The following is a 24,300-nucleotide window of genomic DNA, read 5'->3' as shown; positions in this document are numbered from 1 at the left end:
TTCCCGTAACGGTCACAGTCCCATCAAAGCGCGGCCGGGCTACCGTTCCTCGGCGAACCGCGCGGCGAGCGTGAACGCTCCGAGGAGGATCACGAGCAGCTGGAACCCCGAGCGGACGACCGGGAAGATCCGCTCGACGTTCTCCGGTTCCGCCCCCGGCGACGGGTCGACGCCCGTCCAGTAGTGGGTGTTCTCGGTCGTCCGCTCGGGCTCGGCCGAGAGGTCGACGAACGTCTGGACCACCCCCCGCTGGTTCGACAGCAGGAGTTCGCCGTCGACGGTGAAAAAGCGGTCGTGGAGCGGGTAGAAGGCGTTGACGCCGTTGGTCATCAGGTCGGGCAGGATGCCGCCACAGAGCAAGGCTGCGAGGGCGACCCACGCGACGCGGACGCCTCGGGCTCCCAAGCGGCCACGGAGGTGGGATCGGGCACGCAGCCGGGTGTCGTAGGCGAGAACCGTGCCGCCGACGGCGGGCAGGACGAACGTGTGCAACAGCGCCCGGTGGCCCCCCTGCACGACTAGCCCGGCGAACGTGTCCAGGTCGGGCACCGCCGTGGCCACGAGGACGGCGGCGACGGCACGGCGGTCGAACTCGTCGCCGAGCAGCGCGGCGGCGATCAGGCCGCCGACGGCGAGGTGGACGACCGTCGAGGGCATGGGTAGGCCTTGGCCGTCACGGGCTTGATACTGTCGCCGCGTTTCACGGCCACCTGCCGCCGGACGGATCGCTCGCCTACTCGGGACGCGAGACGGTCACGGATCCGAGCGACGCGAACCGGGCCTCGACGGTGTCGCCGGGGTCGAGCGACACCAGCGGCGTGAGCGATCCCGTCGAGACGAGGTCGCCGGCCGCCAGCCGCTTCCCGCGGTCGGCGAGCGCCTCGACCAGCCACGCCACCACTCGCGCGGGGCCGTCGAGGACGTCGGCGCCGACGCCGGTCGCGACCCGCTCCCCGTTCCGGCGGACGGCCACGGCTTCGAGTTCGAGATCCAGGTCGGTCGGGGCGGCGGTCCGGCCGCCGTGGACCACCCGAGCCGCGAGGGCGTTGTCGGCGACCGCGCTCCCGGCCTCGACCGTCCAGTCGCGGATCCGCGAGTCGACGACTTCGACGACCGGCACGACCGCCGTCGTCGCGGCGAGGATGTCGACGGCATCGACGGGCGGTTCCAGCGGCTCCCCGAGCCGTAGCGCGAGCTCCGGCTCCACCTTCGGCTCGATCAGCCCGTCGTCCAGTCGCCCCTCGGTGCGAACCGTCCCGTCGAGGACGCGCCCGTACGCCGGTTCGTCGACGCCGAGTTCGTCCCGGATCGCCGCCGAGGTGAACCCCACCTTGTAGCCGACCGGTGGCCCCGCCGTGTCCTCGCGGCGGTCGAGCACCGCGCGCTGGACGGCGTAGCCGTCGGCGACCGTCAGCGGCTGCTCCGGCGGATCGATCGGCTCCCCCGTCCGGTTGGCCTCGTAGAGCCGGTCGGCGAGATCCGCGACGGCCGACGCGTCGATGGTTCGTGGCATCGACCGTCCCTGTGGACCGGATCGACAAAGCTTCGGGGGATCGTCCAACGTCCGGCCTTTCGGTACCCTTTTGCGCTCACCGCCCGGATTTCGGATATGATCTGGTCCCTCGGAGGGTGGGGTGACCGATGAGCGACGAGCCCCGTGACGACCTCGCCAGGCGGATCGCCGGCGAGATCACGCTCAGCTCCAACCCCGGTGCCACGCTCCGGAAGTGGCGCACGGACTTCGACGTCTCACAGACGGAGCTCGCCGAGCGACTGGGCGTCTCCTCGTCTGTCATCTCCGACTACGAGAGCGGCCGCCGGGAGAGCCCGGGCATCGGCGTCGTCAGTCGGATCGTCCGCGCGTTGCTCGACATCGACGAGTCACGCGGCGGCGGGCGCATCCGACAGTACGCCAGAGTCATCTCCGCGGGCTTCGAGAGCGACATCGTCCACGACCTCCGCGAGTATCCGACCTCGATCCCCTTGGAGCGGTTCTACGAGGTGATGGAGGCGACGGAGGTCATCGGCGGCGAGCACGACCACGTCAGCGGGCACACCGTAATCAACAGCATCGAGGCGATCACGCGCCTCCCGAGCGAGGAGTTCTACCGGCTGTACGGCCAGAGCACGAACCGCGCGCTCGTATTCACCGACGTGACCCGGGGAGAGTCGCCGCTCGTGGCCCTGCGTGTGGTGAACCCGACCCCCAACGCCGTCGTGCTCCACGGTCTGGAACCGGCGGATCTCTGGGAGCACGCGACTGAACTCGCCAAGATCGACGGGTTCGCCCTCGCGGTATCGAACCACGATCTGGATACGGCGCTCGCGGAACTCCGCGACCTCCCTTAGTCGACGTACTCGTAGGTTCGCTCGTTCATCCGGCCCCAGCCGGTGAAGACGAACTCCCCGCCCGGGACGGTGAACTCCTCCAACTCCCGTTCTTTCTCGTGGTTGTGGGCGTCGTGGACGCGCCCGTACTCCTCGAAGCTCAGGTCGTAGCGCCGGGAGAGTTGCTCGTCGATGTCGAGTGCCTCGACCTCCTCGCGCCACCCCTCGGCGACCGTCTCGGAGTGGATCTCCGCCTGCGCGCCGGAGCCGTAGGAGCCGAGGAGGAGCTTCTCGCCCGAGAGCGCCCGCCCCGTCTCGGCGGCGGTCTTGAGCGCGCTCGCACGGGCGACGTGGACCGACCCGGTGTACCAGTTACCCACCTGTCGCGAGAGCGTGAGCGTCGGGTCGATGGCCCGCGCGTACCAAGTGTCGTAGGTATCGGTTTCCTTCAGCGCGTCCATGTACTCGCGGATGGCTCCCTCGTAGGCGTCCCAGTCCTCGAAGTCGGTTTCGCGGGGCTGGCGTCCGATCTCGTCGGCGAGGCCGTCCTCGACTTCGGTGTCGCGGGTCATGTGCCGGAAGCCGAGCAGCGCGGCCTTCCGCACCATCCCCGGGAACGGCGTGTGGAAGGGGATGTACGCGTAGTCGTCGGGGTGGGTGCGCCCGGCGACGGACTCGAAGTCCTCTAGGGCCTCGCGCATCCGCGCCAGATACACCTGCACGGAGCGCTTGCCGTCGACGCTCGGGAACTGCTGGTTGGGCTTCAGGAAGTCCGTCTCGTCGGCGCTCCCGTAGCCCTGGTGGGTCGAGAGTTCGACCACGTTCGGGTCCTCGTCGACGAGCATCGCCACCGCGCCCGCCCCCTGCGTGGCCTCGCCGGGATCGCCCCGGGCGTAGAGCGCGGTGTCGGTGGCGATGACCAGCGCCGCGCGGCCCCGGTTGCGCCCCGCCTTGATCCAGTTGTACGCGTCGTCGATGCTCTGGGTGCCAGCCACGCAGGCGAACTTCCGTTCGCCCTTGTTCGCGTGGTGGAAGTCGCCGTCGTAGACGTCCTCCAGGCAGCCGGCGATGTACGTCGAGACGGGTTTGGAGTTGTCGAACGCGCTCTCGGTCGCCACGTCGATGCGGCCGATGTCGTCCGGTTCCAGCCCCTTCCGGTCCATCAAACGCTTGGCCGCGTTCGCGCCCATCGTGACGATGTCCTCGTAGGTGTCCGGGAACGAGGAGGCCCGCAGCCCCAGTCCCTTCGTGTACTTCTCCGGGTTGTCGTCCTTGGCCGGCGCGAACGTCTCGGCCAGGTCCAAGGCGAGTTTCCCCGTCCAGATTTCGATTGCGTCGATGCCGACGGCTGTCATACCCTCGGGTTGCGGGAGCCGCTATATGGGTTTGTCGATGCTGGATACGTCGGACGTCGAAATACGGGTTCGGCGAAAGCGAGGCCGAACGACCAAAGGGAGTGAGGCCTCGAAGCGGAGCGGCGAGGGACGAGCCGTGGAGCCGCTGGTGGCGTGAGGACCCCCTACAGCCCGCCCTGACCGCCGCGGAACCCGACGGACTTGTCGACGTCCGACGGCAGGAGGGTCCCGGCCGCGTGCTTGCGGGCGACGACGCCGACGAGTCCGGCACTCAGGGCGAGGCCGAAGGCGACCATCGCGGCCATCACGCGGGGCGCGGTCGCCCCGGCCATCAGGAGCCACGCGAGGAGAGCGAGGCCCGCGCAGGCGGCGAGGGCGCTCGTCGCGAGCAGTCCCGTTCCGGCGAGGGCGACGAGGCGTGTCGTCGGCGACATCCGTGCTGGTTTCCTCGTTGACGATGATATCTTTTGGGGCCGGGTATCACCTGTTTTGTCCCGGTGCCGAGCCGGAGTTCCCCGGAGCGCCGTCATCCTCGTCGTCCTCGTCGTCTTCGTCACCGTTATCGTCGCCCTCGTCGTCTTCGTCACCGTCATCGTCGCCCTCGTCGTCTTCGTCACCGTCATCGTCGCCCTCGTCGTCTTCGTCGTCATCGTCACCGTCATCGTCGTCACCGTCGCCGCTTCCGTCCCCCGGCGACGACCCGCTCCCTCCGCCCGGAACCGCACCCTCGCTGTCCCTGGCCCCGACGTTCCCGCCCCGGTCGGCGACGACCGGATCCGTGCTCGCCGGGTTCCGCTCGGTGTCGAACAGGACCGCGTTCGACGGGTCGTGTATCAGCGTCACCGCGACGACGCTGTCCGCGTGGTAGTCCCGGCTGACGCGCCACCCCTCGCCGGGGTCGAAGGCGTCGTCGCCGCCCGAGAGCGTGCCGTCGGCCCAGTCGAGGCCCGTCTCGCTCCCGTTTACCCGGACGATCAGGCGGAGTTCGTCGCCCGAAATCGAGTCGCCGCCCTGGTGAGAGAGCGTGATTCCGTCGGTGTCGACGCCGCCGGTGATCTCCGCTCGGACGCCGTCCGTCCCCGACGTGATCGGACCCAGCGCCGCAGTCCCCGCTACGCCGACGACCACGACGACGAGGCCGATGACGAGGATCGAGCCGACGGCTTCGGACTGGGCCCGGTTGGGCATCGGGTTGGTTCTCGTTCGTGACGTATGATGAGGCTATCGACGACAGTATCAGCCGTGATACGTGATGGCTCTGGAAGGCGGGCCGGGGGTCGCTCTACGGTGTCAACGAGATCGTCTCGCTCGTTCCGTCCGCGAACGTGACCGTGATGGTGATCTCGTCGTTTTGCATGTTCCTTTCCTTGTTCTTGTCGTCGACGAAGGGACCGATGGTGAATTCGGTCTCGCTCCCGCCGGGGAGTCGAGCCGGCGTCGAGAACGGCTCGGCGGAGCCACCGACCGTGATTCCGGTCGTCACTTCTCCTGTCCGGTTAGTGAACACCGAGGGGTCGGCCACGCTCCCACTGACCGATTCCGCTTTCGAATCCGTCGTGCTGTCGACCGAAATATCGGTCACGTTTACGCTTCGCGACCCCGTGTTCCTGAGGATGAATCGGACGTCTTCCTTATTTTGATTGTCGGGGACTTGCGCCGAGCCGTCCACGTACTCGACCAGGCTCCCGCTACTGCCGCCACCACCACCGCCACCACTCGCCACTACAGTCACGTTGATCCGCACCGACTCGGGTTCCTCGCCGCTGAAGTCCGGCCGGTCCGCGGGCGTGTCGAACGTGAAGTTGAGGCGGTCGGTCACGCTCCCGCCGGGGATCGAGTCGGGCGCGTCGTACTCGTAGACGACCTGTCCCTGACCGTCGGAGACGGTCTCCCGTTCGCTTTCCGGGATCGACCCCTCGCCGTCGACGCTGGCGTCGACGGTCACGCCGGAAACGGGGTTGTTGTAGCCGTCCCGCACTTCGAGGACGATCCGGCGGGTGCCGCCCGTGGTGACGCTGTCGGCGCCGTCGACGACGGTCAGGTACCGCTCGGTCGTGTCGGTGACGCCGGTGCCGACGCCGACTTTCGCCATCCGGAGGCGGTAGGTGCGGTTCGACACGAGGTCGACGGTCAGGGTGCCGCCGCTCACGGTTACGCCGCTCGCGTTCCCGTCGATGCGGCCGCCGTTCGACTCGTACTGGTCTTCGAGCAGGCGCTCCCACTCCTCTTCCGAGAGGTCCGTATCGACTTCGATGTCGATGTCGCTGCCGTTGACGGCGACGGTCCGATCGCTCGCGCTGACGGGCGTGGGGCTGACCGACACCGCTTGGGTTCCGCTCCGGCCCAGCGACCCGTTCAGCGCGACGACGTAGATCAGGTTCCCCTCGAGGAGGCGCTGGCCGGTCGCCGCCCGGCTCCCGCCGTCGAACTCGTTGTAGAGGACGGTGTCGTCGTAGACGGTCCGTGGCGCGTTCTGGTAGACGCTGTAGTCGGGGTCGTACGTCAGCCGCTGGCTCGCGTACGAGCGGTTCGTCCCGTTCCAGTAGTCCGCCGTCTCGTCGTTGATGGCCGTGGCGTTGACGAGCGTCACGTCGCCGCCGGAGTCGGTCGCGAGGCGGCCGCTGGAGGGTGGTGGGTTCACCGCGACGATCCGGGTCGGATAGCGCGTGCCGAGCGGTACCGTCGTCGGACTGGTGCGCTCCGCGGCCGCAGTCCGTAGAATCCCATTGCGTACGTCCTGCAGGCTCTCCTGAACCTGCTGGTTGTGGTCGAACTCAACGCGCTCGTTCTGGTCGGGGACGACCGTCGACTGGTAGAGCGCCAAGCCGATGACGAGAAAGCCAAGGAGGAGGATGGCGCCGACTTGGAGGGCGGCGGCTCGCCGGTCGTCCCGGAATCGCATAGCGAGCCTTTGCCACCGGCGTTCAAAAGGGTGCCGGCCCGAATATCAGTCTTCGTTCTCGTCCTCTTCGACGACTTCGGGGTCGCTCATCGCGCTCTGGAGGCTGTCCAGCCCGTTGACCCACTCGGAGACCAGGCCGTACTCCAGGTCCTCCACGAGCGCGATGTCGAGTTCGTCGCCGTCGATGATGCGCGTTCCGGCCTGGACGAGGTAGCCGAGCGCGGCGTCTAAGTCCTCGTTGGCCTCGGCGTCGGCCGCCGCGTGGACGTACTCCTCGATGGTACCGTCCTCGGCCGGGCCGGCGGCGATGTACTCCTCGGCGGCGTAGAACACACAGACGAGGCTCGTCTGGACGCCGTCGACCAGCATCCGCTTTTCCTCGTCCTCCAGGTCGACGTCGTCGAGGACGATGTCGCGGACGCCGGCGAGTTCGTCGATCGCGGCCTCCTCGTCGAGGCGGCCGTCCTCGTGGGCGCTGATGATCTTCGCGACGGCGATGGCGGCGTCGTCCTGCAGGTTGAGCAGGAGTCGCGCCGAATCCTCGTTCTCCGGGTCGAGGTCCTCCTCGGCGACCCTCCCGATCCAGTTCTGCCAGCGGTCTTCGGTGTAGAACGTGTCCTCCACGTCGGTCATACCCTGACCGAACGTTCGTGGACTCAAAGGCCTTTCCTATGTGCCCGTTGGTACCCGTCGAACGCCGATCTCAGCCCGTCAGCGTCGCCTCGGTGTCGATTCCGTAGACGCGGGCGGGCGTTTCGACGTGGGCTAGCCTGATCGCGTCGTCGTACCCCTCCGAGCGTAGCATCCGGACCCGCCGGGGGACCGTCTTCGGCCCCATCACCGCGCCCGGCCGGTCGGGGTCGTCGACGAAATCCGTCTCCATCAGGAACGGGTCGCCCCGCTCGGCGGCCTCGCGGAGCCACTCCTTGCGACACATCACGCTCGGCGTCGGCCCCGCGAGCGTCGCCCCCGCGTAGTGTTTCACGACGCGGTGGGCCGACAGCCCCCGATCCTCGGCCCAGGTCGCGATTTCGGTCAAGTCCTCGCTGGCCTCCGTGTGCAACTGGACTGCACAGTCCAACTCCGCCCCCAGTTCGAGGGCGTACCGGAGGACCGCGTTCGAGGCGTCCCACACCTCCTCGGGGACGTCGTAGTGGGGGCGTCCCGACTTGAGCGCGAGCGCGCGCCCGTCGCGGACGTACTCGGCGGCGACGTCCAGTCCCGCCCGCATCAGGTCCCGTGCAGCGGCCGCCGAGCGGCCACGCTCGTCGACGAGCCGCGAGATCAGGCCGGGGTGAACGCCCAGGACCGGCCACGCGCGGCCGGGCAACAGGTCGTCGGCGTCGGCCACCACCTCGAGCGTCCGCTCGAAGACGGCACGGAAGTCCTCGCCCGCATCGGCCTCGACGCCGAGGTGCCACGACGGCTTGTTCACCACGAGCAGGTGCGTCCCGCCGAGTCGGCGGAAGTCACGGATCGCGTCGAGCCCCCGCCCGGCGTCGGGATCGAGGTGGAGGTGATCGTCGAGTACCGGGGTGTCGAGTTCCGGGTCGGTCACGGGTGTCCCTGGGGGCTCGGCCGGCAAAACTCGGTCGGATCGTCCCGTCGACCGCGCCCGATACGGGCGGCCGGAGAGTATTCGCCGTCGGTCCGACCGGGGCGTTCCCCGGGACTACGATCACCGTTTGACCCATCAGGACCATTACGTACCACCCGTCCGAGATACCGCGATAACACGATGGATCGACGCCTCACGATCGTTCTCTCGGCGACGATAGTCCTCCTGGCCGGCTGTGCCGCACCCGCGACCCCGTCCGACGGGACGGGATCCCCGACCCCCGACGGGGAGTATCCCGAGGGTGCCGGGCCGAACCACGTCGACTTCGCGGCGCTCGACGCCGACAACCGGAGCGTCGCGGACAGCCCCCGGGATCACTGGGAGTCGTACGCCATCGTCTATACGGCGCCGCCCGAGCGTCGGCTCGTAGAGGGGAACTACTACATCGACTCCTCGACGGGTGCGATCATCGGCGAACGCTGGAACGACGCCCGGGTCTACATAAACGGGTCGACGTACGCGTTCGTCCAGCCGGCCGATAGCGTCCCCGAACGCGAACGCGAGCAACTCGACGCGGACGATTCCTTCGTCTACGACGCGGCCACGGACGCGTACTACCGGTACGACCGGAACTACGGAAGCGTCGCTCCCACCAACATCGGGCGCCATCCCGGCCTCCTCGACGCGTACACGTGGGAAGCCGTCGACACGACGACACACCACGGCGTCCCCGTCGTCACCTACCGGGCGACCGGTAGCCGCCCGGACACCCGTGCACCGCCGGTCGTCGACGGGACGCTCCAACTCGGGGTCGACGATGGCGTCGTGTACGCGTTCGACGTCACCGTCGACGCGGACGGTGACGACTATCGCTACACGTACGAAGTCAAGCCGGCCCCGTTTCCGGAGCACGAGTGGGTAGACCAGGCCCGGGAACTGAGCGCGGAGAACGCCACCGCCACGGAGTGACTGCGTTCGCGCCCCGTGGCGTTTCTGTCGGCTGACTGCCGGCTCAGTCGAGGGTGACGCTCTCGCCGGCGGCGTTCCGGAGCGCGTCGGAGCGGCCGTGTTCGCCGGGCGCGATGGCGAGGGTGCGGAGTCCCTGGGCGTTGGCCGTCTCGACGGCCGGCTTGAAGTCCGTATCCCGGGAGGCGACGGCGATCACGTCCGCCCGATCCTCGACGGCAAAACGGGTGAGGTCGACCGCGAGTTTCACGTCGACGTCGCCGCTGGTGACGATCACCTCGAACCCGCGGGCCTCGGCGGCCTGAATGAGTTCGGGCGTCGCGTGCTCGTCGACGTAGAGCCGGGTGGTCGCCGGTCGGCCCGCGGCGGTCGCCGCCTCGCGCACGTCGTCCAGGTCCACGTCGAACTCCTCGCGGAGGACGTTCGGCCCGTCGACGAACAGCGCCACGCGTGGCTCGTCGTCCCCGCCGTCCGACAGCCACCCGAGGGGGTCCATGGGCCTCCTACCCCGCTCGCGGACATATACGTCCCGGTTCCCGGACGGCCGGGGTACGGACCGAGCCACGACGCCGTCTCCGGAGTTCCGACCGTCGGCGGCGACGCCGTTTTGTGTCGTGCCGTCCCACTCCCGGTGTGTCAGGCGGTGCCCTGTCCCTGGAGGGGACGCCCTACGACCTTACCGAGTTCTCCCGGCTGTGGTTCGTCGCCACGACGACCTACGGCGTCGGCGACGTGGTGACCACGATCGCGCTCGTGCAGTTCAGCGCCTCGGTGAGCGAGGCCAACGCCGTCCTCCGGACGGCCATCGACGCCTTCGGCCTCTGGGGGCTGGTCGGGCTCAAACTCCTCGCCTTCCTCGTCTGTCTGGGGATCAGCCTCGCGGGCGCCCGGGACGCCGACCCCCTGCTCTACTACGGGCCGCCGACGACCCTCGCACTCGTCGGCGCGTTCACGACCGCGTACAACGTTCGGCTCCTGTTCGGCTAGAGCGTGTTGCGGACGAACTCGGAGACGACGACGTCCTCCGCGGAGCGCAGGCGGTACTGCACCGTCGACCGCGGCAGGCCGAGATCCTCGGCCAACTCGGCGACCGTCGCCTCGCGCGGACGGGTGTAGTAGCCCGCCTCGACGGCGTGGGTCAGCGCCTCCCACTGCTCGTGGGAGAGCTGGAAGGCCGTGCGGACGTCGGCGTCCCACTTTCCCGACTGCCGGAGATGGGAGAGCTCCAGCGAGAGGCCGTCCCGAAGGTTCGACTCGATGGTGTCGAACAGCTCGCCGACGGCCTGCTCGCCGGGATAGAGGATCTTCCACCGGTACCCGCCGTCCGTCCGACAGGACTCGAAGACCACGCCCTCGCCGACGTGGTCCAACACGAAGTAGGGTAGCGAGTGACACCGGTGGACCTCCTCGCGGTAGGTGTAGATCGTCCGCGAGGTCGGCGTCCCGTCGAGGACGTGATACTCCCGCCGGGAGTCACACCCCGGCTGGTCCAGACACTCGTTACAACGCCCCTCGTCGAGGAACACGTCCGCGAACGCCTCGATCCCCGCCTCCGGGCCGTGGACGTGGTCGATCCGCCACATCGTCGACGGACTCGAATAACAGGCCGACGATCGACAGGAGAGGGCGGGGTACTCGTGGAACACGTCCATCAGCGCGTCGGTGCCGGGCTCGTACGCTACCGAGAACTCGATCTCCCTCATCGGTCCGTGATCGGCAGCTGTTCGCTCGTCACGTACTAAACCGTTCCGAACGACCCCGTGTCGAACGCCGATACGGAATTCACACTGGACTGGTTATAGACGAACCGACTGCTGCGGTCGGTCGCACGGCGGGAGCGACCTCCGTCACGCCCGGACGCCCCAGAAGAAGGCGATGCCGAGGACGGTGACGACCGAGAGTAGGAGCTGGAGGGGCGCGCCGACGCGCAGGAAGTCGGAGAACCGGTAGCCGCCGGGACCGTAGACGAAGAGGTTCGTCTGGTAGCCCACGGGGGTCATGAACGCCGTCGAGGCCGCGAACGTCACCGCGAGGACGAAGGCGAAGGCGTTCCCGCCGATGGCCTGGGCCGCGTTGGCGGCGACCGGGATCAGCAACACGACGCTCGCGTTGTTGCTGATGACGCTCGTCAGGAGCCCGGTGGCGAGGTAGAACACCCACAGGACGCCGATCGGTGGGAGGACGGTCGCCGTCGCGGCGACGGCCTCCCCGAGTAGCGTCGCGGCCCCCGTCTGTTGGAGGGCGATCCCCAACGGGATCACCCCCGCCAGCAGGAAGATCACGTTCCACTCGACCGACGAGTAGAGCTCCGTGGGTTTGAGAACGCCGGTGAAGACCATGGCCACGACGCCGGCCAGCGCCGAGACGACGATGGGGAGGAGATTCAGCGCCGGGAGCGCGACGACGCCGGCGATGATCCCGACCGCGAACGGGATCTTCTCGCCCCGGTAGGTGGTCTCGTCGAACTCGTGGGCGACGATGAAGTCCTCGTTGTCGACGAGGCGAGTGAAGCTGTCGGGCGGCGCCTGCACGAGCAGCGTATCCCCCACGCGGATGCGGATATCCTCGAAGCGGTCCCGGACCACGTCGCCGTGGCTCCGAAAAGCGAGGACGTTCGCGTCGTAGCGCTGACGGAACGTCGAACTCGCCAGCGTCTCGCCGACGAGCGACGACCCCGACGGCACGACCACCTCGACGAGCATCGGCGGCTCGTCGTCCGGACCTAGGTCGTCCTCGGTCTCGGGGCCGCCCGACAGGGAGAGGCTCTCGGCCTCCAGGATCCGTTCGAGCGTCTCGCGGTTCGTCCTGAGACGGAGCGTGTCGTTCGGACGGATCTCCTTGCGCGCGAGGGGGTCGGAGAACCCCTCCCCGCCCCGGAGCAGCTGTAACACGTCGATGTCGAGGTCGTCGTCGCCGAGCGCCTCATCGACGGTCTGCCCGACGAGCGGCGACTCCGGCGGAACCTCGACGTCGGTGAGGTACTCCTGGAGGTCGTACTCCTCGACGAGGTCCTCGTCGGCCGGCACCCGCTCCGGCAGGAGCCGCACCCCGACGGTCATGAGATAGAGGGCGCCGACGACGAAGACGACGACCCCGAGTTTCGTGAACTCGAACATCCCGAACGCCTCCAACTCGAGGGCCGGGTTTTCGGCGCCCAACTGGGCCGCGATGTCGCTCGCGAGGATGTTCGTCGAGGTCCCGATGAGCGTCAGCGTCCCCCCGAGCATCGAGGCGAAGGAAAGCGGCATGAGTAGCTTCGACGGGGAGGTCTTTCCCTCGTGGGCGAGGTCGGCGATGACGGGAACCAGGATGGCGACGACCGGCGTGTTGTTGACGAACCCCGAGACCGGCCCGGTGACACCGATGGTCGCCGCGAGTTGCTTGCGCCGGTCGCTTCCCGCGAACGCGGCCATCTTCCGGCCCAGCAACTGGACGAGACCGGTCCGGTTGATCCCCGTACTCAGGATGAGCATCGCCAGGACGGTGATCGTCGCGGGGTTGGCGAACCCCGAGATGCCCTCGCGTGGCGAGATCTGCGTCCACGGTTCGAGGACCATCAGGAGGACCATCACTAGGATGGCCGTGACGTCGACCGGGAACCGTTCCGTCGCGAAGAGCACGAGTGCGAGGAGGATGAGCGCGAAGACGACGAGCATCTCGACCGTCACGGGCGTCGACGTTCCGGGAACGGCAAGCGCGACCGAGACGACGGACATAGCGGAGGCAGACACGGGCGTGTCAAAAGGGCTGGTATCTCCCCCGTTTTTAGGCGTCGTCGTGTGCCGCCCGGAGCACGAACCGTTCGATGCGGGTGTCGTCGACGGCCGCCACCTCGAGGAGAGACCCACCCGCTTCGATCCGGTCGCCCACCTCGGGCACCCTGCCGAGACGGCTGCAGACGAACCCGTCGATCCTCGACGTCGTCGCTCTCGAACTCGGTGTCGAGCCGATCGTCGACGATCCGGCACGGGAACGCCGCCGCCGAGCGACGCGCCGTCCTCGCGCCGCTCGATCGAGGACTCCGGAGCGTCCGTGTCGAACTCGTCCCGGATGTCGCCTCCCGGACGCTCGCCGGCTGTCACCCGATTAATCGAAACGACAGGAACTGTGAAAACACCATCACTTTACGCCGTCGAAGGACGATTGGTGTTCCATGACGAGGCATCCCGTCCGCGACGCGGGCGGTGACGACGGCCGCCCTCGCACCGCCTGACACATGGACGCCACATCCGACGTTTCCACTGGAACGGGACACGACGAGGGGGCGTACCGACGGCTCCTCGAGGGGACGGCCGCTCACGCGACGTTCATGCTCGACGCCGACGGCGACGTTTCGATGTGGCCGGCGGTGGCCCGCAGCCTCTACGGTCACGACCCCGACGCGATGGTCGGCCGGGGACTGGAACGGCTCTTCGCCGACGACCGGGGGACGCCGCCGCCCCTCGACGACCTGTTGGCCGAGGCGGCGACCGCCCCGATCGAAATCGAGGGCTGGCACGTCCGGGACGACGGATCGGTGTTCTGGGCGACCTGTACCGTCTCGCCGCTCGGGACCGACGGCACCGACGGTTACGCCGTCGTCAGCCACGACACGACCGCCAGCAAGCAACGCGAGCGGATGCTCGAACGCCAGAACGACCGGCTCAAGGAGTTCACCGACATCCTCTCTCACGACCTCCGCACCCCGCTGTCGGTCGTCGACGGCCGTCTCGAACTGTTCCGGGAGACCGGCGACCCGGAACACCTCGCGGCCATCGAGGCGACGACCGACCGGATGGAGGACCTCGTCGACGACCTCCTCCGCGTGGCCCGACAGGGCGACGTGGTCGAACGGCCGGAGACGACCGATATCGGGCGTGTCCTGGATATCGCCAAGGAGGGCGCGCTGTCGGGCGATGCGACCTGTACCTACGACCCGGTCCCGGCGGTGATGGCCGATCCGGACCGGCTGGTCCAGCTGTTCGAGAACCTTCTGCGGAACAGCGTGGAACATGGTTCCACGAGCAGTCGGCGCGAAAGCGCCGACGACACCGTCGAACACGGTTCGACGGGCAATCGGACGGAGTCCGGCGACAGCGAGGGATCGGAGATCCCTCGGGAAGCCGGCAAAGCCGGCGCCCCCCCGGTACACGTCGCCGTCGGCCCGCTCGAAAACGGGTTCTACGTCGAGGACGACGGCTCGGGCATCCCGACGGCGGACCGCGACCGGGTGTTCGAACACGGCTACACCACCCACGAGGACGGGACGGGATACGGCCTCTCGGTCGTGCGTTCGATCGTCGGCGCTCACGGATGGGACATCACGGTGACCGACGCGGCGGGTGGCGGCGCCCGGTTCGAGATCACGGCCGTCGACTTCACCGGCGAGCCGTAGCCGTCGGCCACGACGCGCCGACTTCCGGCCGTCGGGCGTATCGAGGGGGACGCACCGGACGACGTTGACACTCGGGAGCCGTGCGAGTCGCTCGACGGGAGTAGTGGATCACCGGCCGCCGGCGCGAGTGCGAACCCGACCACGGGGTGGCCGGGTCGGCACGCAGTAGAACGGTGGTTGGGACACAGAACTCTGCGTGCCAAGAGGGACCTTCGAACTCTCCCGATATATCTCTTTTGTGATCAAATGCGTCACATCGCGGTCCAGTTCCTCGATCCGTGGAACGGCTGTTTACGAGCGATGCCGACACTGTAACCGATCGAATCACAACAAAAACGTCATCTGAGAGATCGGGTTACGAACGGCGAACGACGGCGTTACCTTTCGAGTCCGTCACTCCGCTAGTGACAACATCTATCCGGCCCGACGGAGAATCGGGTAGCGAATCACGGGGTCATCCCGTGAGGTTGGGACACATGACCACGACAAACGACTTGGAACGGGCGGTCGACGTACTCCAGCAACTCGGGCTCAAGGAGTACGAAGCACGGTGTTTCGTCGGCCTCTCACGGGTCCGTGCGGGGACGGCGAAGCAGTTGAGCGAGATGACCGAGGTACCCCGAACCCGAGTGTACGACGCGATCCGGGTGCTGGAGTCACAGGGACTCGTCGAGATCCAGCACTCCAGCCCACAGCAGTTCCGGGCGGTCCCGTTGGCCGAGGCGACCGAGACGCTCCGCGACCGGTACGAGGACCGCGTCGACCGCCTCCACACGGCCCTCGAGACGATCGAAGTCGTCGACGAGGACGACGGCAAGGCGATCCAGGAGGTGTGGGCGATGTCCGGACGGGAGGCTATCGAGAACCGGGCCGACGACCTCATCGCCGACGCCTCGGACGAGGTCGTCCTCGTCGTCGGCGACGAATCCCTTTTCACCGACGACCTCGTCGACACCCTCGACGGGGTCGACGACGACGTCGACGTCGTGGTCGGCGCGCTGACCGAACCGCTCCAGGAGCGGATCGCGACGGCCCTCCCCGACGCCACGACGTTTCTCTCCGGACTGGAGTGGCTTCGGCGGGCGGGAACCGACGAGACGGCGATCGGTCGCCTCCTCCTCGTCGACCGGGCGTCGATCCTGGTGAGTTCCATCGTCCCCGACTCCGGGGAGGAACAGGCCATCTTCGGCGAGGGGTTCGGCAACGGCCTCGTCGTGATCGCCCGCCGACTCATGGCACAGGGGCTGGCGTCCATCGACGACCCACACGAGTGACGCACGCCGTGTTCGCCCCCGCACCGCGCTTCGCTATCGCGACATAGGATTTATCCACCGTCCGGGCAGTCCCGAGCGGACCAAAGCATTAGGATCCGAGGCGTCGTTGCGTCGGTATGGGTCTACGGAAGCCACCCTTGCGGGAGACACACGCCTCGCGGGGTGCCTCGTTCACCGAATTCGGCGGCTGGGAGATGCCGGTGGAGTTCGACTCCATCAGTACCGAACACGCGGCCGTCCGGGAGTCCGCCGGACTGTTCGACGTCTCGCACATGGGCGAAATCGAGGTGTCCGGTCCCGACGCGACGGCGTTGCTGAACCGGTTGACCACCAACGACGTGACCGAACTCGATCCGGGAGACACCCAGTACGCCTGCATCACCGACGCGGACGGGATCATCCTCGACGACACGGTGGTGTTCCGGCTGCCCGACGACGCGGGTCCCCGGTACCTGTTCGTCCCGAACGCCGGGCACGACGAGGAGATGTACGAGCGGTGGGTCGATCACCGCGACGAGCGGGGCCTCGACGCGACGGTGCGAAACACGACCGAGGAGTGGGCGATGCTGGCGTTACAGGGGCCGGACGCGACGAACCTCGCCGCCGACGCGACGAACGGCGCGACCCGCGACGTCGACCGGTTCGAGGCCTCGTTTTTGGAGGTGGCGGGCGTCCGCTCGCTCGCGTCACGGACGGGCTACACCGGCGAGGATGGCTTCGAGTTCCTCTGTCCGTGGGACGAGGTGGAGACGGTGTGGTCGGCGTTCGACTGCCAGCCCTGCGGGCTCGGCGCGCGCGACACCCTCCGTCTGGAGATGGGCTTTCTCCTCTCGGGTCAGGACTTCGACCCCGAGGACGAGCCCCGGACGCCCTACGAGGCCGGCATCGCCTGGACCGTCGACCTCGATACGTCGTTCGTGGGGCGTGACGCGCTCGAACGCGTCGAGCGCGAGGGGATCGACGAGCGGTTCCGGGGCGTTCGGTTGCTGGAACGGGGCGTCCCGCGACACGGGTACGAGGTGGTCGACGCCGACGGCGACCACCTCGGCCACCTCACCAGCGGCACGATGAGTCCCACGCTCGGCGAACCCATCGGCCTCGGCTACCTCGCGGCCGACGAGGCACCCCCGGGAACCCGCGTTCGGGTCGTGGTCCGGGGCGAACCGAAGCAGGCAAAGGTGGTCAGCCCACCATTCATCGACAAATGAGCTTCGACGTACCCACCGACCGGCGGTATCTGGAATCGCACGAGTGGACGACGACGGACGGCGACACCGTCCGCATCGGCATCACCGACTTCGCACAGGACGAACTCGGCGACGTCGTGTTCGTCGAACTCCCCGACGTCGGCAGCGAGGTGACCGCCGAGGCGGAGTTCGGCGTCGTCGAGAGCATCAAGGCCGTCTCGGACCTCCTCTCGCCCGTGTCGGGGACGGTGACCGCCGTCAACGAGGACCTGTTCGACGCGCCGGAACTGCTCAACCAGGATCCCTACGGCGACGGCTGGATGCTGGAGGTCGAACCGAGCGACGAGAGCGAGTTCGACGACCTGTTGACCGCCGACGAGTACCGCGACAACGTCGAATAGCGCCGATCAGGCCTCGGCGCTGTCGATGCCGTCGATCCGGATCAGCTTGTAGTCACACTCGGTGCAGGTCCACTTCGTCTTCTCCCCCAGATGCATCGTCGTGCTCGCGGTCCGCCAGAACCGGTCGTTCGCACACTCGGGGCAGTCGCGGGTCATCTCGAGGCTCATGTCCCCGACTCCGGGGCGTGCCGTGTTGAAGATACTGATTCCCGAAACCAGAAGTTGAGACTGGTCGTCTCAATGCATAAGATTGGATTCGACGGTTGAACGCCAATCGTTTTCCCCGCTACCCCCTTCGATTGAATTGTATCGATCGCCGAGTACGTCGCTCCGGCTGTGTGTACAGATACAACGTATGCCACTCGCTCAACTCCTCGAACAATATGTCAGTCTGGGCATCTTCGTCCTCGCGACAGGCCTGAGTGTACTCAGCTTCCTCGCATGGCGGCGGGAACGTGATCGTCGTATGTGGATCGTTACGCTCGGGTACGCGATGTTCGCCGTCTACGGACTCATCGTGTTTCTCGAGTACCCGCTGCTCCCGTACTTCCCGTACGCGACGCTGGAATTACTCGAACACGGGAGTGCAATCCTGATCCTCGGTGGCCTCCTGGCGTTTTTCGTCGCTTTGACGCGGGACTAAGCAATGTCGGACCCGGATCTCGAATTGGCCTCTCGGCGGGAAATCTACCAGCGGATAGCCGATACGCCTGGAATTCACTTTCGCGCGCTCCTCGACGAACTCGAGTACGCGCAGGGGACGCTCCAGTACCAGCTCAGGTGGCTCGCCGATGAAGACCTGATCGACGTCTCTGACGACGGCAAGTACACGCGGTACTATCCGGCTGCCGAGTTCGACGAAGCCGATCGAACAGTGATGAACGCGCTGCGCCGGGAATACAGTCGCCGCATCCTCGCACATCTTCTCACGGACGGTCCACTCTCGACAACCGAACTCGGCGACCGCTTGGACAAGGCGCAATCGACCATCTCGTGGCATCTTTCGAAGCTCGCCGAGGCTGACCTCGTCACGAAAGAACGCGACGGCCGGAGCGTCGTCTACGAGGTCAGCAATCCTGATCGGGTAAAATACCTCTACACGGTTCACCAACGCTCGTTCACTGACAAAGTCGTCGACCGAATTCTGGGTCTCTGGGACAGCTACTAACCCGGGGTCGCGTTCGACGGTATCCCTCGAAGCACCAACAGACGCAACAGGAGTACGTATACGAGAAATGCCACTGAGGGTCCCAGCAGCGGACGGATGAGTCCCGCCAGATCAGTCCCGATCGCTGCAGCATGGATTGTCCCGAACGCGAACCCAGCATATGCGAATGAGTGGACGACGCGTGGGCCCCAGGGGCGTTGGAAGCGTTTTGCGTCAGTAAAGCCAAGCACCGCAACGACGAGCATAAGCAGTGCCCCCGCACCTACGGTGATGCCGCCGAGAAAGTACAGCATCGAGTATGCCGGCGGTGGAACCTGTCCGGTGACGACGAACCACGCATCAAGCACACCGAGTCCCGCGTGTAGCAACGTGACGATCATCGCGAACACGGATAGTTCGATATGGATTCGTTGAGCGGCCTCGTGGAGCATTCCAAACGACTCCGTGTTGTAGAGGATCCCCGTGAGAACTGCCAGATACAACGCCGGATACGTCACGAGTGCGGCGCCTCGGTCGAGGAGCCAGACGAGCTGTGACATCACGATGCCCCCGTCGTTTCGACGACATCGGGACAGCCGTCCGCGTCCTGGAACCCGTTTTTCGTTTCCGGTCGTGTCGGACACTTATCCGCCGAGTCGTTGATACCATCACCATCGTAATCGGCAGGGGCCTGTCGCGTCGAAACGGTCTGATCGACGAGGTCGCTTTGTTTTTGTTCGGTCGCTTGGGCGGCACGCACGTCTCCGATCTGCCAAAGAGCAGGGACAGCCACCACTAAGACGACCATCGCCACGACAGTGATTCGTTGCTTATGTGTCCAAGACATGTGTCTCAAAGCCATCTGTCGTATGGAAGACGCCATCGTGGATGATGAGCGCCTCTAGACCCTCCCATTCCGATGCTAATTCGCGTGCCTTGGCAAGTGGGAGTGCCGCGAGGGTCGTCGCCAGGGCGTCGGCTTCCATACAGTCTCGGTGCGCCACGACGGTGACCGATTCATGGCGAGAGCCGAGCGATTCGGTGGTCGGATCGTAGACGTGGTCAGTGCCGTTTCGCGACCGTCGGTATCCGCCGGATGTTGCGACATACCAGTCCGTGTCGAGGACCTTCAGCGGTGTGTCGTCACCGTACGGGCTCTCGATGGCGACCGGGCCCGTCGGTGGAGACATATCCCCCCCACCACTGACGAACCCGCATCGGCTGAGTCCCGTGAGCGTCTCGGCGGTTCGATCCACGATGTATCCCTTGGCGAGGCCATTCAGGTCGAGTTCGACGTCGGTCGTGACGTGCGACCCGCTGGTTCGGACAGTTCCGGTATCAAACTCCGTTGGTGGTGTTTCGCTGTCACCGCGCAGGAATGTTTTGAGGGTGTGTTCGACGCGGCCCTGATGAATATCGAACACCCCGTCAGTCCGGTCGTTGTATTCGATTCCACGGCGAACGATTTGGGCAACGTGTTCGTTCCTGACTTCTTCTTCACGGTTGAGCTGGCTGACGGCACTCGCCGCATCGAAGGCGTTCAGCTGGGCTTCGAGTGATTCAGCCGTTTTTCGGGCCGCAGTTGCCCCACCCTCGGCCCGAACGCCCGTCGCCTGAATCTGAAACGTCGTGTCACAACACTCGAACTCGCGGTAGGTGTCCCCAAACCGTTCGTAGACCGATGCGAGCGATCCCATCATCTCGGTCACTCGTCCTCTTCGTGTTCTTCGTCCTCGTGTTCCTCTTCGTATTCATCCTCGTCGTCTTCTTCATACTCCTCGTGTTCTTCGTCCTCGTATCCGGACTGTGTCTGGACTGCTGGGGTGAACTCCTGATTCGGCGTCGGCGCATCCGAAGCGGCCTGTTGTGCTACATCCGATGCCGTTGAACCGGATGAGTCAGTTTGCTCGCCAACTTGCGCGAGGCCGCCACCGGGCAGCGCGAGGGCCCCGGCGACACCAGCTGTGAGGAGCGCACCGACGAGCGTGAAGGCGACGAGTTTGTTTTTCGGGACGGGAACGCGCATAATTAGCTACCCCTCGGTTCAGAACCACTATCTTCGACGTGTCGGTCGTTACGTGCTGCCATTACAGATAGAAGGTTGAGACAGCCGTAGTAAGGCGTTCGCGTCCAACCATCGAATGTTCGTACAGCTATCGAATCGGTTCAGGACGTGAAGTGAGTTCTGAGAATCTATGTCATTCGGTTACCAGGCATCTGGTGCAATCAGTGCTCTGTCTAATCCGTGCGTGCAAACGATTCGATGGTTGTACGACGATTCGATAGATGGACGCGAACGCTATTTTGTAAACGGTACCCAGGTGGGTGTGATGCCACGCAATAAGATAGCCAGTATCGCCCTCGCTACCCTGCTCATATTGAGCGCAGGCGCAGCAGCAACTGGTTCCGTCACCGCCGCGCCCGCAAACCAAACAGCAGATGCTGATCAAGATACGAACAGTACTACTACGTGGACGAGTGAGATAGAGATAGAGTCACTTAGCGGACTATCGCTATTTGATTCGCTCGGAGCGCTCTTTTCCGATGATAGTGCATCCGATAGCTTGACTGCCGACACCCCAAGTGAGACCATCAATATCGACGACCTCAACGAAACCGACTCAGACGACCTCAACGAAACCGACTCAGACGACCTCAACGAAACCGACTCAGACGACCTCAACGAAACCGACTCAGACGACCTCAACGAAACCGACTCAGACGACCTCAACGAAACCGACTCAGACGACAATTCGGATTCAGAGGATACGGTTTCTGACGACAGCTCCAACGAGAACGAAGGTGACGAAAGCTCTGATGAGGATGACGCCGGCAATCCTGATTCAGACTCTGACTCCGACGACCACTCCGACGATGATGACTCCGACGACCACTCCGACGATGATGACTCCGACGACCACTCCGACGATGATGACTCCGACGACCACTCCGACGATGATGACTCCGACGACCACTCCGACGATGATGACTCCGACGACCACTCCGACGATGATGACTCCGACGACCACTCCGACGATGATGACGAAGATTAGCTGATACCGGATCAAACCTATCCGCTATTGTATAGTAACCGCCTGCAGGCACAGTAGTCCCGGGCACCTGCGTTGAGCCCTTCGTATTATGCCAGAATACTGTGTGGACGCATACGATTCGATGACTGGACGCGAACACACTTTTTGATACCGTACCCACAGCTGGATATGTATAATCGATTATCGCAAGTCGGCCTCGCCGTTGTGCTCATTCTGGTCGTTAGCGGAGTCGGCACTGTTCAAGCGGGGGCATCACCAGTAGATGGTGATCATATAGTCGTGAAAAATCTCGACGCAACAGAACAGTCACTCCCTCCTGTTGCGGACGTGGATGAATTGGATGGTGAGGAAGAGGAAGGTGAAGATGCAGAGGATTCGGACGAAGATGAGACAGGCGCGAGTCTGATTGGAGATTGGTGGGGCCTTGGTGGTGAAGTGAGTGAGGCCCCGTACATTGGTGTGGTTGAAGCTGGCGTTGTCTTTCTCGTCCTCGGTGTCCTTGGGTACAGTCTTGCAAAGCGAAAGCGATTGCTGCCGGTGCAGTACCGTCGGTATCAATTACAAACACACCAGTGGGTCGTTCTTATCGGGACGGCACTAACGCTGCCACACTTCATTGCTGTCGAAGAGTGGGAAGGCCTCGGTCTCGCAGTTGCTGTCTTACTCGGTGTAGAGGTGGCGAGTGGCCTGTATGGTCGATATCTACATCGGCACGTCGTCCGGCTTGGACGAGGAGATGAGACACCGTCAGTCGTTGGCCGTGTGCTGACCGTCACCAAAGAGACTCTCTTTTCACGATGGCGACAAGTACACGTCTTGCTGACTGTTGTCACTGCTATCGTCCTCGTCCTCCACATTATCACTGCAATCGGTGGTTGACCTTCCCGTGGTGTCGACTCAGCCTGATAGTAGAGGAATGACGGCAAAGTTGGAATTGGCCCGTTTCGGACAGTGCCGCACATCTTTCGATGGAGATGAGTCCGTACACGAGTCAGGGGTATGGAGTTCTAGTGGTCCCGAGTGATACTTCCCGCCGTGATGTCTTTCGACGAATCGCTCAACGCCCACACGTCGATTGGCCGGCCTACGACTCGACGCCACTGTACGACCAAAGTTCACTGACAGCGCTCACAGAGGATATCCGGACCGGCTCGGGAATCTGGTTCGAACACAGCGCTCACAACTCGGTCGAGGGGTTCGTCTGTCAGTATCCACTGTCCTACGTGGAGTTCAGTCCCCATGATCAGTACTCCGGCCCGACTCGATACGAGATGCCACAGCTCTTCAGAGCGTTCCTACTGAAAGAAATGTACGGCTGGGGCCACGAAACCGCGCTCGTCCAGTATCTTCGTCAGCACTCTGAAACCCGTCGCTCGCTCGGGTTCGGTTCCGTTCCCGACCAGTCGACACTCTGGCGCAGTTGGAACAAGCGCTTCAGCGCCGATCTCCGTGAGACAATCGAGAGAACGGCTCGGACGATTCTCATCAACGCACAGAATGTCGGTGTTGCGATTCCTCGTGACCCGGAACGGAAGCTCCAGTACCATAACGACGAGCCTAGTGCGACCGATCTGGACGACCAGACTGTTTTGGAAGAAGCAGCGAAGATCAGCGATCACGTCAGCCGTGTCGTCTTTCCGGCGTTCTCGCTGGACCGGGGCGATGGGTGTGAGATACACGAGAACGCCTACTGGGCCTGCAGACATATCTCGGACTTCGCGAGCGGCTGGCTGCGAACGAAGGGGCTCGCAGTTTCGTCTACGAATCGACTCGGGATCGGACACCGCTGGGGCACGCCCATCGGGAACAGATCCGGGACCTCTCGATTGACCAAGTGCGAGAGATGTACCGGCAGGCCATCACTCGTCTCCTAAACGAAGTTGCCGAGACAGAGCAGTTCTTTCGAGCCGGAATCGTCGCGATCGACATTACCGAAGCTGACCCCTTTACGGGCGACAGAACGGGCCACGAAGACGAAATCATCGGGACGAAAGAGAAGACCGACGAGTACGCCTACCAGTGGGCGACGGTGCAGTTGGTCGGGAATGCCGTCCCGATTGTGCTGGACGCGCGCCCCGTCCGAAAGGGAGAGACACGACTAGAAATCGTCGAGGACTTGCTCGATTCGGCTGAGGACCTCGTTCACGTCGATAACGTGCTGATGGACCGGGAGTTCGATAGTCAGCATGTCCTGGAGATGATCAGCCAGCGCGGGCACTCCTACGTCGTTCCCAAGCGGATGCAGACCAGCGAGAAAGCCCAGGCCAAGCGGTTGTTCCAACGGCACCAAGACCGCTACGAGACCGACCGGAAGCTCCACCTCGGCAAGAACGAATGGCACGAGACGACGCTGATCTACCGGCGGAAAGAGGACTCAGAGCACGACGACCATCGACAGTACTCGGTGTTCATGACGAATCGAGGGAGTGGCCACCTCACCGAGTATGGCTACAGGTGGGAAATCGAGAGTGGGTACAAGTCGATCAAGCGGTTCATGGCGGCGACGACATCGAAGGGCTTCGGACTCCGCTTCTTCTACTTCGCGTTCGCGTGTTTGCTGTACTCGATCTGGCGGGTAGTTGATCTGCTCGTCCAGGTTGAATTGACCGGGGAGTACGAACATGCGCCAATCGTGACGGCAGATAATACGCTGACACTGCTGAAGAAGGAAACTGGAATCGGGTAGTGAGGAACTCTGTTCGGGTTAGCGTGCCGTCTGAGTGGCTACGCTGCTGGAAGTCTCGAAAATTTGCAC

General features: G+C 65.0%; 28 protein-coding genes and 1 pseudogene. 12 read left to right on the top strand and 17 right to left on the bottom strand.

The genetic code is table 11. The annotated features are described in order from the left end of the window. Positions 1-39 precede the first annotated feature (39 nt). Both NO364_RS11485 and NO364_RS11480 read right to left on the bottom strand, forming a co-directional pair. Complete coding sequence (locus tag NO364_RS11485; protein WP_257627580.1) at positions 40-657, bottom strand: metal-dependent hydrolase; 618 nt, start codon at positions 655-657, stop codon at positions 40-42. A 76-nt stretch (positions 658-733) separates the two neighbouring features. Continuing rightward, positions 734-1,513, bottom strand: a complete 780-nt coding sequence (locus tag NO364_RS11480; protein WP_257627579.1) for a 2-keto-4-pentenoate hydratase — start codon at positions 1,511-1,513, stop codon at positions 734-736. Between the two features lie 128 nt (positions 1,514-1,641). On the opposite strand from NO364_RS11480, the gene NO364_RS11475 reads away from it, so the two are divergent. After that, on the top strand, positions 1,642-2,349 hold the full coding sequence (locus tag NO364_RS11475) for a helix-turn-helix domain-containing protein (protein WP_257627578.1): 708 nt from the start codon (positions 1,642-1,644) through the stop codon (positions 2,347-2,349). Here the strand turns inward: NO364_RS11475 and hmgB are convergent. The 6 genes from hmgB to NO364_RS11445 all read right to left on the bottom strand — a co-directional run bounded on the left by hmgB (position 2,346) and on the right by NO364_RS11445 (position 8,143). Beyond that, complete coding sequence (gene hmgB / locus NO364_RS11470; protein WP_157690682.1) at positions 2,346-3,683, bottom strand: hydroxymethylglutaryl-CoA synthase; 1,338 nt, start codon at positions 3,681-3,683, stop codon at positions 2,346-2,348. The two genes, NO364_RS11475 and hmgB, sit on opposite strands and share 4 nt — an antisense overlap. A gap of 164 nt (positions 3,684-3,847) precedes the next feature. Continuing rightward, positions 3,848-4,117, bottom strand: coding sequence for a hypothetical protein (locus NO364_RS11465; protein WP_257627577.1), 270 nt, complete (start codon positions 4,115-4,117; stop codon positions 3,848-3,850). 46 nt (positions 4,118-4,163) lie between these two features. Next, entirely contained in the window at positions 4,164-4,871 is a 708-nt protein-coding gene (locus NO364_RS11460) for a type IV pilin domain-containing protein (protein ID WP_257627576.1), read from the bottom strand. Between the two features lie 94 nt (positions 4,872-4,965). Beyond that, positions 4,966-6,585, bottom strand: a complete 1,620-nt coding sequence (locus tag NO364_RS11455; protein ID WP_257627575.1) for a hypothetical protein — start codon at positions 6,583-6,585, stop codon at positions 4,966-4,968. Positions 6,586-6,630: 45 nt separating this feature from the next. Further along, a complete protein-coding gene (locus tag NO364_RS11450) occupies positions 6,631-7,218 on the bottom strand; it encodes a DUF2150 family protein (RefSeq protein ID WP_157690685.1) in 588 nt (195 codons plus the stop codon). Positions 7,219-7,288: 70 nt separating this feature from the next. After that, on the bottom strand, positions 7,289-8,143 hold the full coding sequence (locus NO364_RS11445) for a TatD family hydrolase (RefSeq protein WP_257627574.1): 855 nt from the start codon (positions 8,141-8,143) through the stop codon (positions 7,289-7,291). Between the two features lie 180 nt (positions 8,144-8,323). Here NO364_RS11445 and NO364_RS11440 point away from each other — a divergent pair, with 180 nt between their 5' ends. Next, complete coding sequence (locus tag NO364_RS11440; protein ID WP_157690687.1) at positions 8,324-9,112, top strand: hypothetical protein; 789 nt, start codon at positions 8,324-8,326, stop codon at positions 9,110-9,112. A 43-nt stretch (positions 9,113-9,155) separates the two neighbouring features. Here the strand turns inward: NO364_RS11440 and NO364_RS11435 are convergent, their stop codons facing one another. Next, a complete protein-coding gene (locus tag NO364_RS11435; RefSeq protein ID WP_157690688.1) occupies positions 9,156-9,605 on the bottom strand; it encodes an NYN domain-containing protein in 450 nt (149 codons plus the stop codon). A gap of 137 nt (positions 9,606-9,742) precedes the next feature. On the opposite strand from NO364_RS11435, the gene NO364_RS11430 reads away from it, so the two are divergent. Then, on the top strand, positions 9,743-10,096 hold the full coding sequence (locus NO364_RS11430) for a DUF5658 family protein (protein ID WP_257627573.1): 354 nt from the start codon (positions 9,743-9,745) through the stop codon (positions 10,094-10,096). Here the strand turns inward: NO364_RS11430 and NO364_RS11425 are convergent. The 3 genes from NO364_RS11425 to NO364_RS11415 all read right to left on the bottom strand — a co-directional run bounded on the left by NO364_RS11425 (position 10,093) and on the right by NO364_RS11415 (position 12,988). Next, on the bottom strand, positions 10,093-10,812 hold the full coding sequence (locus tag NO364_RS11425; protein ID WP_157690690.1) for a helix-turn-helix domain-containing protein: 720 nt from the start codon (positions 10,810-10,812) through the stop codon (positions 10,093-10,095). The genes NO364_RS11430 and NO364_RS11425 overlap by 4 nt on opposite strands. A 144-nt stretch (positions 10,813-10,956) precedes the next feature. Then, entirely contained in the window at positions 10,957-12,765 is a 1,809-nt protein-coding gene (locus NO364_RS11420) for an SLC13 family permease (RefSeq protein WP_343218002.1), read from the bottom strand. A 109-nt stretch (positions 12,766-12,874) separates the two neighbouring features. Then, on the bottom strand, positions 12,875-12,988 hold the full coding sequence (locus tag NO364_RS11415; protein WP_257627571.1) for a hypothetical protein: 114 nt from the start codon (positions 12,986-12,988) through the stop codon (positions 12,875-12,877). A gap of 337 nt (positions 12,989-13,325) precedes the next feature. Here NO364_RS11415 and NO364_RS11410 point away from each other — a divergent pair, with 337 nt between their 5' ends. From NO364_RS11410 to gcvH, 4 genes are all read left to right on the top strand, one after another. After that, on the top strand, positions 13,326-14,483 hold the full coding sequence (locus NO364_RS11410; RefSeq protein WP_257627570.1) for a two-component system sensor histidine kinase NtrB: 1,158 nt from the start codon (positions 13,326-13,328) through the stop codon (positions 14,481-14,483). Between the two features lie 476 nt (positions 14,484-14,959). Beyond that, positions 14,960-15,757 carry a TrmB family transcriptional regulator gene (locus NO364_RS11405; protein WP_257627569.1) on the top strand — a complete coding sequence of 266 codons (798 nt, stop codon included), beginning with the start codon at positions 14,960-14,962 and terminating at the stop codon, positions 15,755-15,757. A gap of 116 nt (positions 15,758-15,873) precedes the next feature. Then, entirely contained in the window at positions 15,874-16,965 is a 1,092-nt protein-coding gene (gcvT, locus tag NO364_RS11400) for a glycine cleavage system aminomethyltransferase GcvT (RefSeq protein ID WP_157690693.1), read from the top strand. Next, positions 16,962-17,345 carry a glycine cleavage system protein GcvH gene (gcvH, locus tag NO364_RS11395; protein WP_157690694.1) on the top strand — a complete coding sequence of 128 codons (384 nt, stop codon included), beginning with the start codon at positions 16,962-16,964 and terminating at the stop codon, positions 17,343-17,345. The genes gcvT and gcvH overlap by 4 nt, the downstream gene beginning before the upstream one ends. A 6-nt stretch (positions 17,346-17,351) precedes the next feature. Here gcvH and NO364_RS11390 read toward each other — a convergent pair whose 3' ends face one another. Next, a complete protein-coding gene (locus NO364_RS11390; RefSeq protein WP_199243674.1) occupies positions 17,352-17,513 on the bottom strand; it encodes a DUF7838 family putative zinc beta-ribbon protein in 162 nt (53 codons plus the stop codon). Positions 17,514-17,811: 298 nt separating this feature from the next. On the opposite strand from NO364_RS11390, the gene NO364_RS11385 reads away from it, so the two are divergent. Together NO364_RS11385 and NO364_RS11380 are read left to right on the top strand one after the other, a co-directional pair. Then, positions 17,812-17,988: a hypothetical protein gene (locus NO364_RS11385; RefSeq protein WP_236044526.1), complete on the top strand. Its 177-nt coding sequence runs from the start codon at positions 17,812-17,814 to the stop codon at positions 17,986-17,988. Positions 17,989-17,991: 3 nt separating this feature from the next. After that, entirely contained in the window at positions 17,992-18,513 is a 522-nt protein-coding gene (locus NO364_RS11380) for a winged helix-turn-helix transcriptional regulator (protein WP_257627568.1), read from the top strand. Here the strand turns inward: NO364_RS11380 and NO364_RS11375 are convergent. The 4 genes from NO364_RS11375 to NO364_RS11360 are packed head-to-tail and all read right to left on the bottom strand — an operon-like array spanning position 18,510 to position 20,518. Beyond that, positions 18,510-19,052 carry a ferric reductase-like transmembrane domain-containing protein gene (locus NO364_RS11375; RefSeq protein ID WP_257627567.1) on the bottom strand — a complete coding sequence of 181 codons (543 nt, stop codon included), beginning with the start codon at positions 19,050-19,052 and terminating at the stop codon, positions 18,510-18,512. The genes NO364_RS11380 and NO364_RS11375 overlap by 4 nt on opposite strands. Continuing rightward, positions 19,052-19,339: a thrombospondin type 3 repeat-containing protein gene (locus NO364_RS11370; RefSeq protein ID WP_220599877.1), complete on the bottom strand. Its 288-nt coding sequence runs from the start codon at positions 19,337-19,339 to the stop codon at positions 19,052-19,054. The genes NO364_RS11375 and NO364_RS11370 overlap by 1 nt, the downstream gene beginning before the upstream one ends. Continuing rightward, on the bottom strand, positions 19,323-20,192 hold the full coding sequence (locus tag NO364_RS11365; RefSeq protein ID WP_257627566.1) for an FAD:protein FMN transferase: 870 nt from the start codon (positions 20,190-20,192) through the stop codon (positions 19,323-19,325). The genes NO364_RS11370 and NO364_RS11365 overlap by 17 nt, the downstream gene beginning before the upstream one ends. 5 nt (positions 20,193-20,197) lie before the next feature. Further along, positions 20,198-20,518, bottom strand: coding sequence for a hypothetical protein (locus tag NO364_RS11360; protein ID WP_257627565.1), 321 nt, complete (start codon positions 20,516-20,518; stop codon positions 20,198-20,200). Positions 20,519-20,822: 304 nt separating this feature from the next. Between NO364_RS11360 and NO364_RS11355 the strand changes: the two genes are divergently transcribed. The 3 genes and pseudogenes from NO364_RS11355 (at position 20,823) to NO364_RS11345 (ending at position 24,231) form a co-directional block, all read left to right on the top strand. Continuing rightward, the gene (locus tag NO364_RS11355) at positions 20,823-21,545 is read left to right on the top strand and encodes a hypothetical protein (RefSeq protein WP_257627564.1); all 723 of its coding nucleotides are present in this window, start codon (positions 20,823-20,825) and stop codon (positions 21,543-21,545) included. A gap of 204 nt (positions 21,546-21,749) precedes the next feature. After that, the gene (locus NO364_RS11350) at positions 21,750-22,424 is read left to right on the top strand and encodes a hypothetical protein (RefSeq protein ID WP_257627563.1); all 675 of its coding nucleotides are present in this window, start codon (positions 21,750-21,752) and stop codon (positions 22,422-22,424) included. A gap of 95 nt (positions 22,425-22,519) precedes the next feature. Further along, positions 22,520-24,231: pseudogene (locus NO364_RS11345) on the top strand (transposase). Positions 24,232-24,300 lie beyond the last annotated feature (69 nt).

This window comes from Haloplanus salinarum, from assembly GCF_024498175.1.
GTDB lineage: Archaea > Halobacteriota > Halobacteria > Halobacteriales > Haloferacaceae > Haloplanus > Haloplanus salinarum.
The sequence above is the reverse complement of the archived record's forward strand: the minus strand, read 5'-3'. Positions and strand labels throughout refer to the sequence as shown.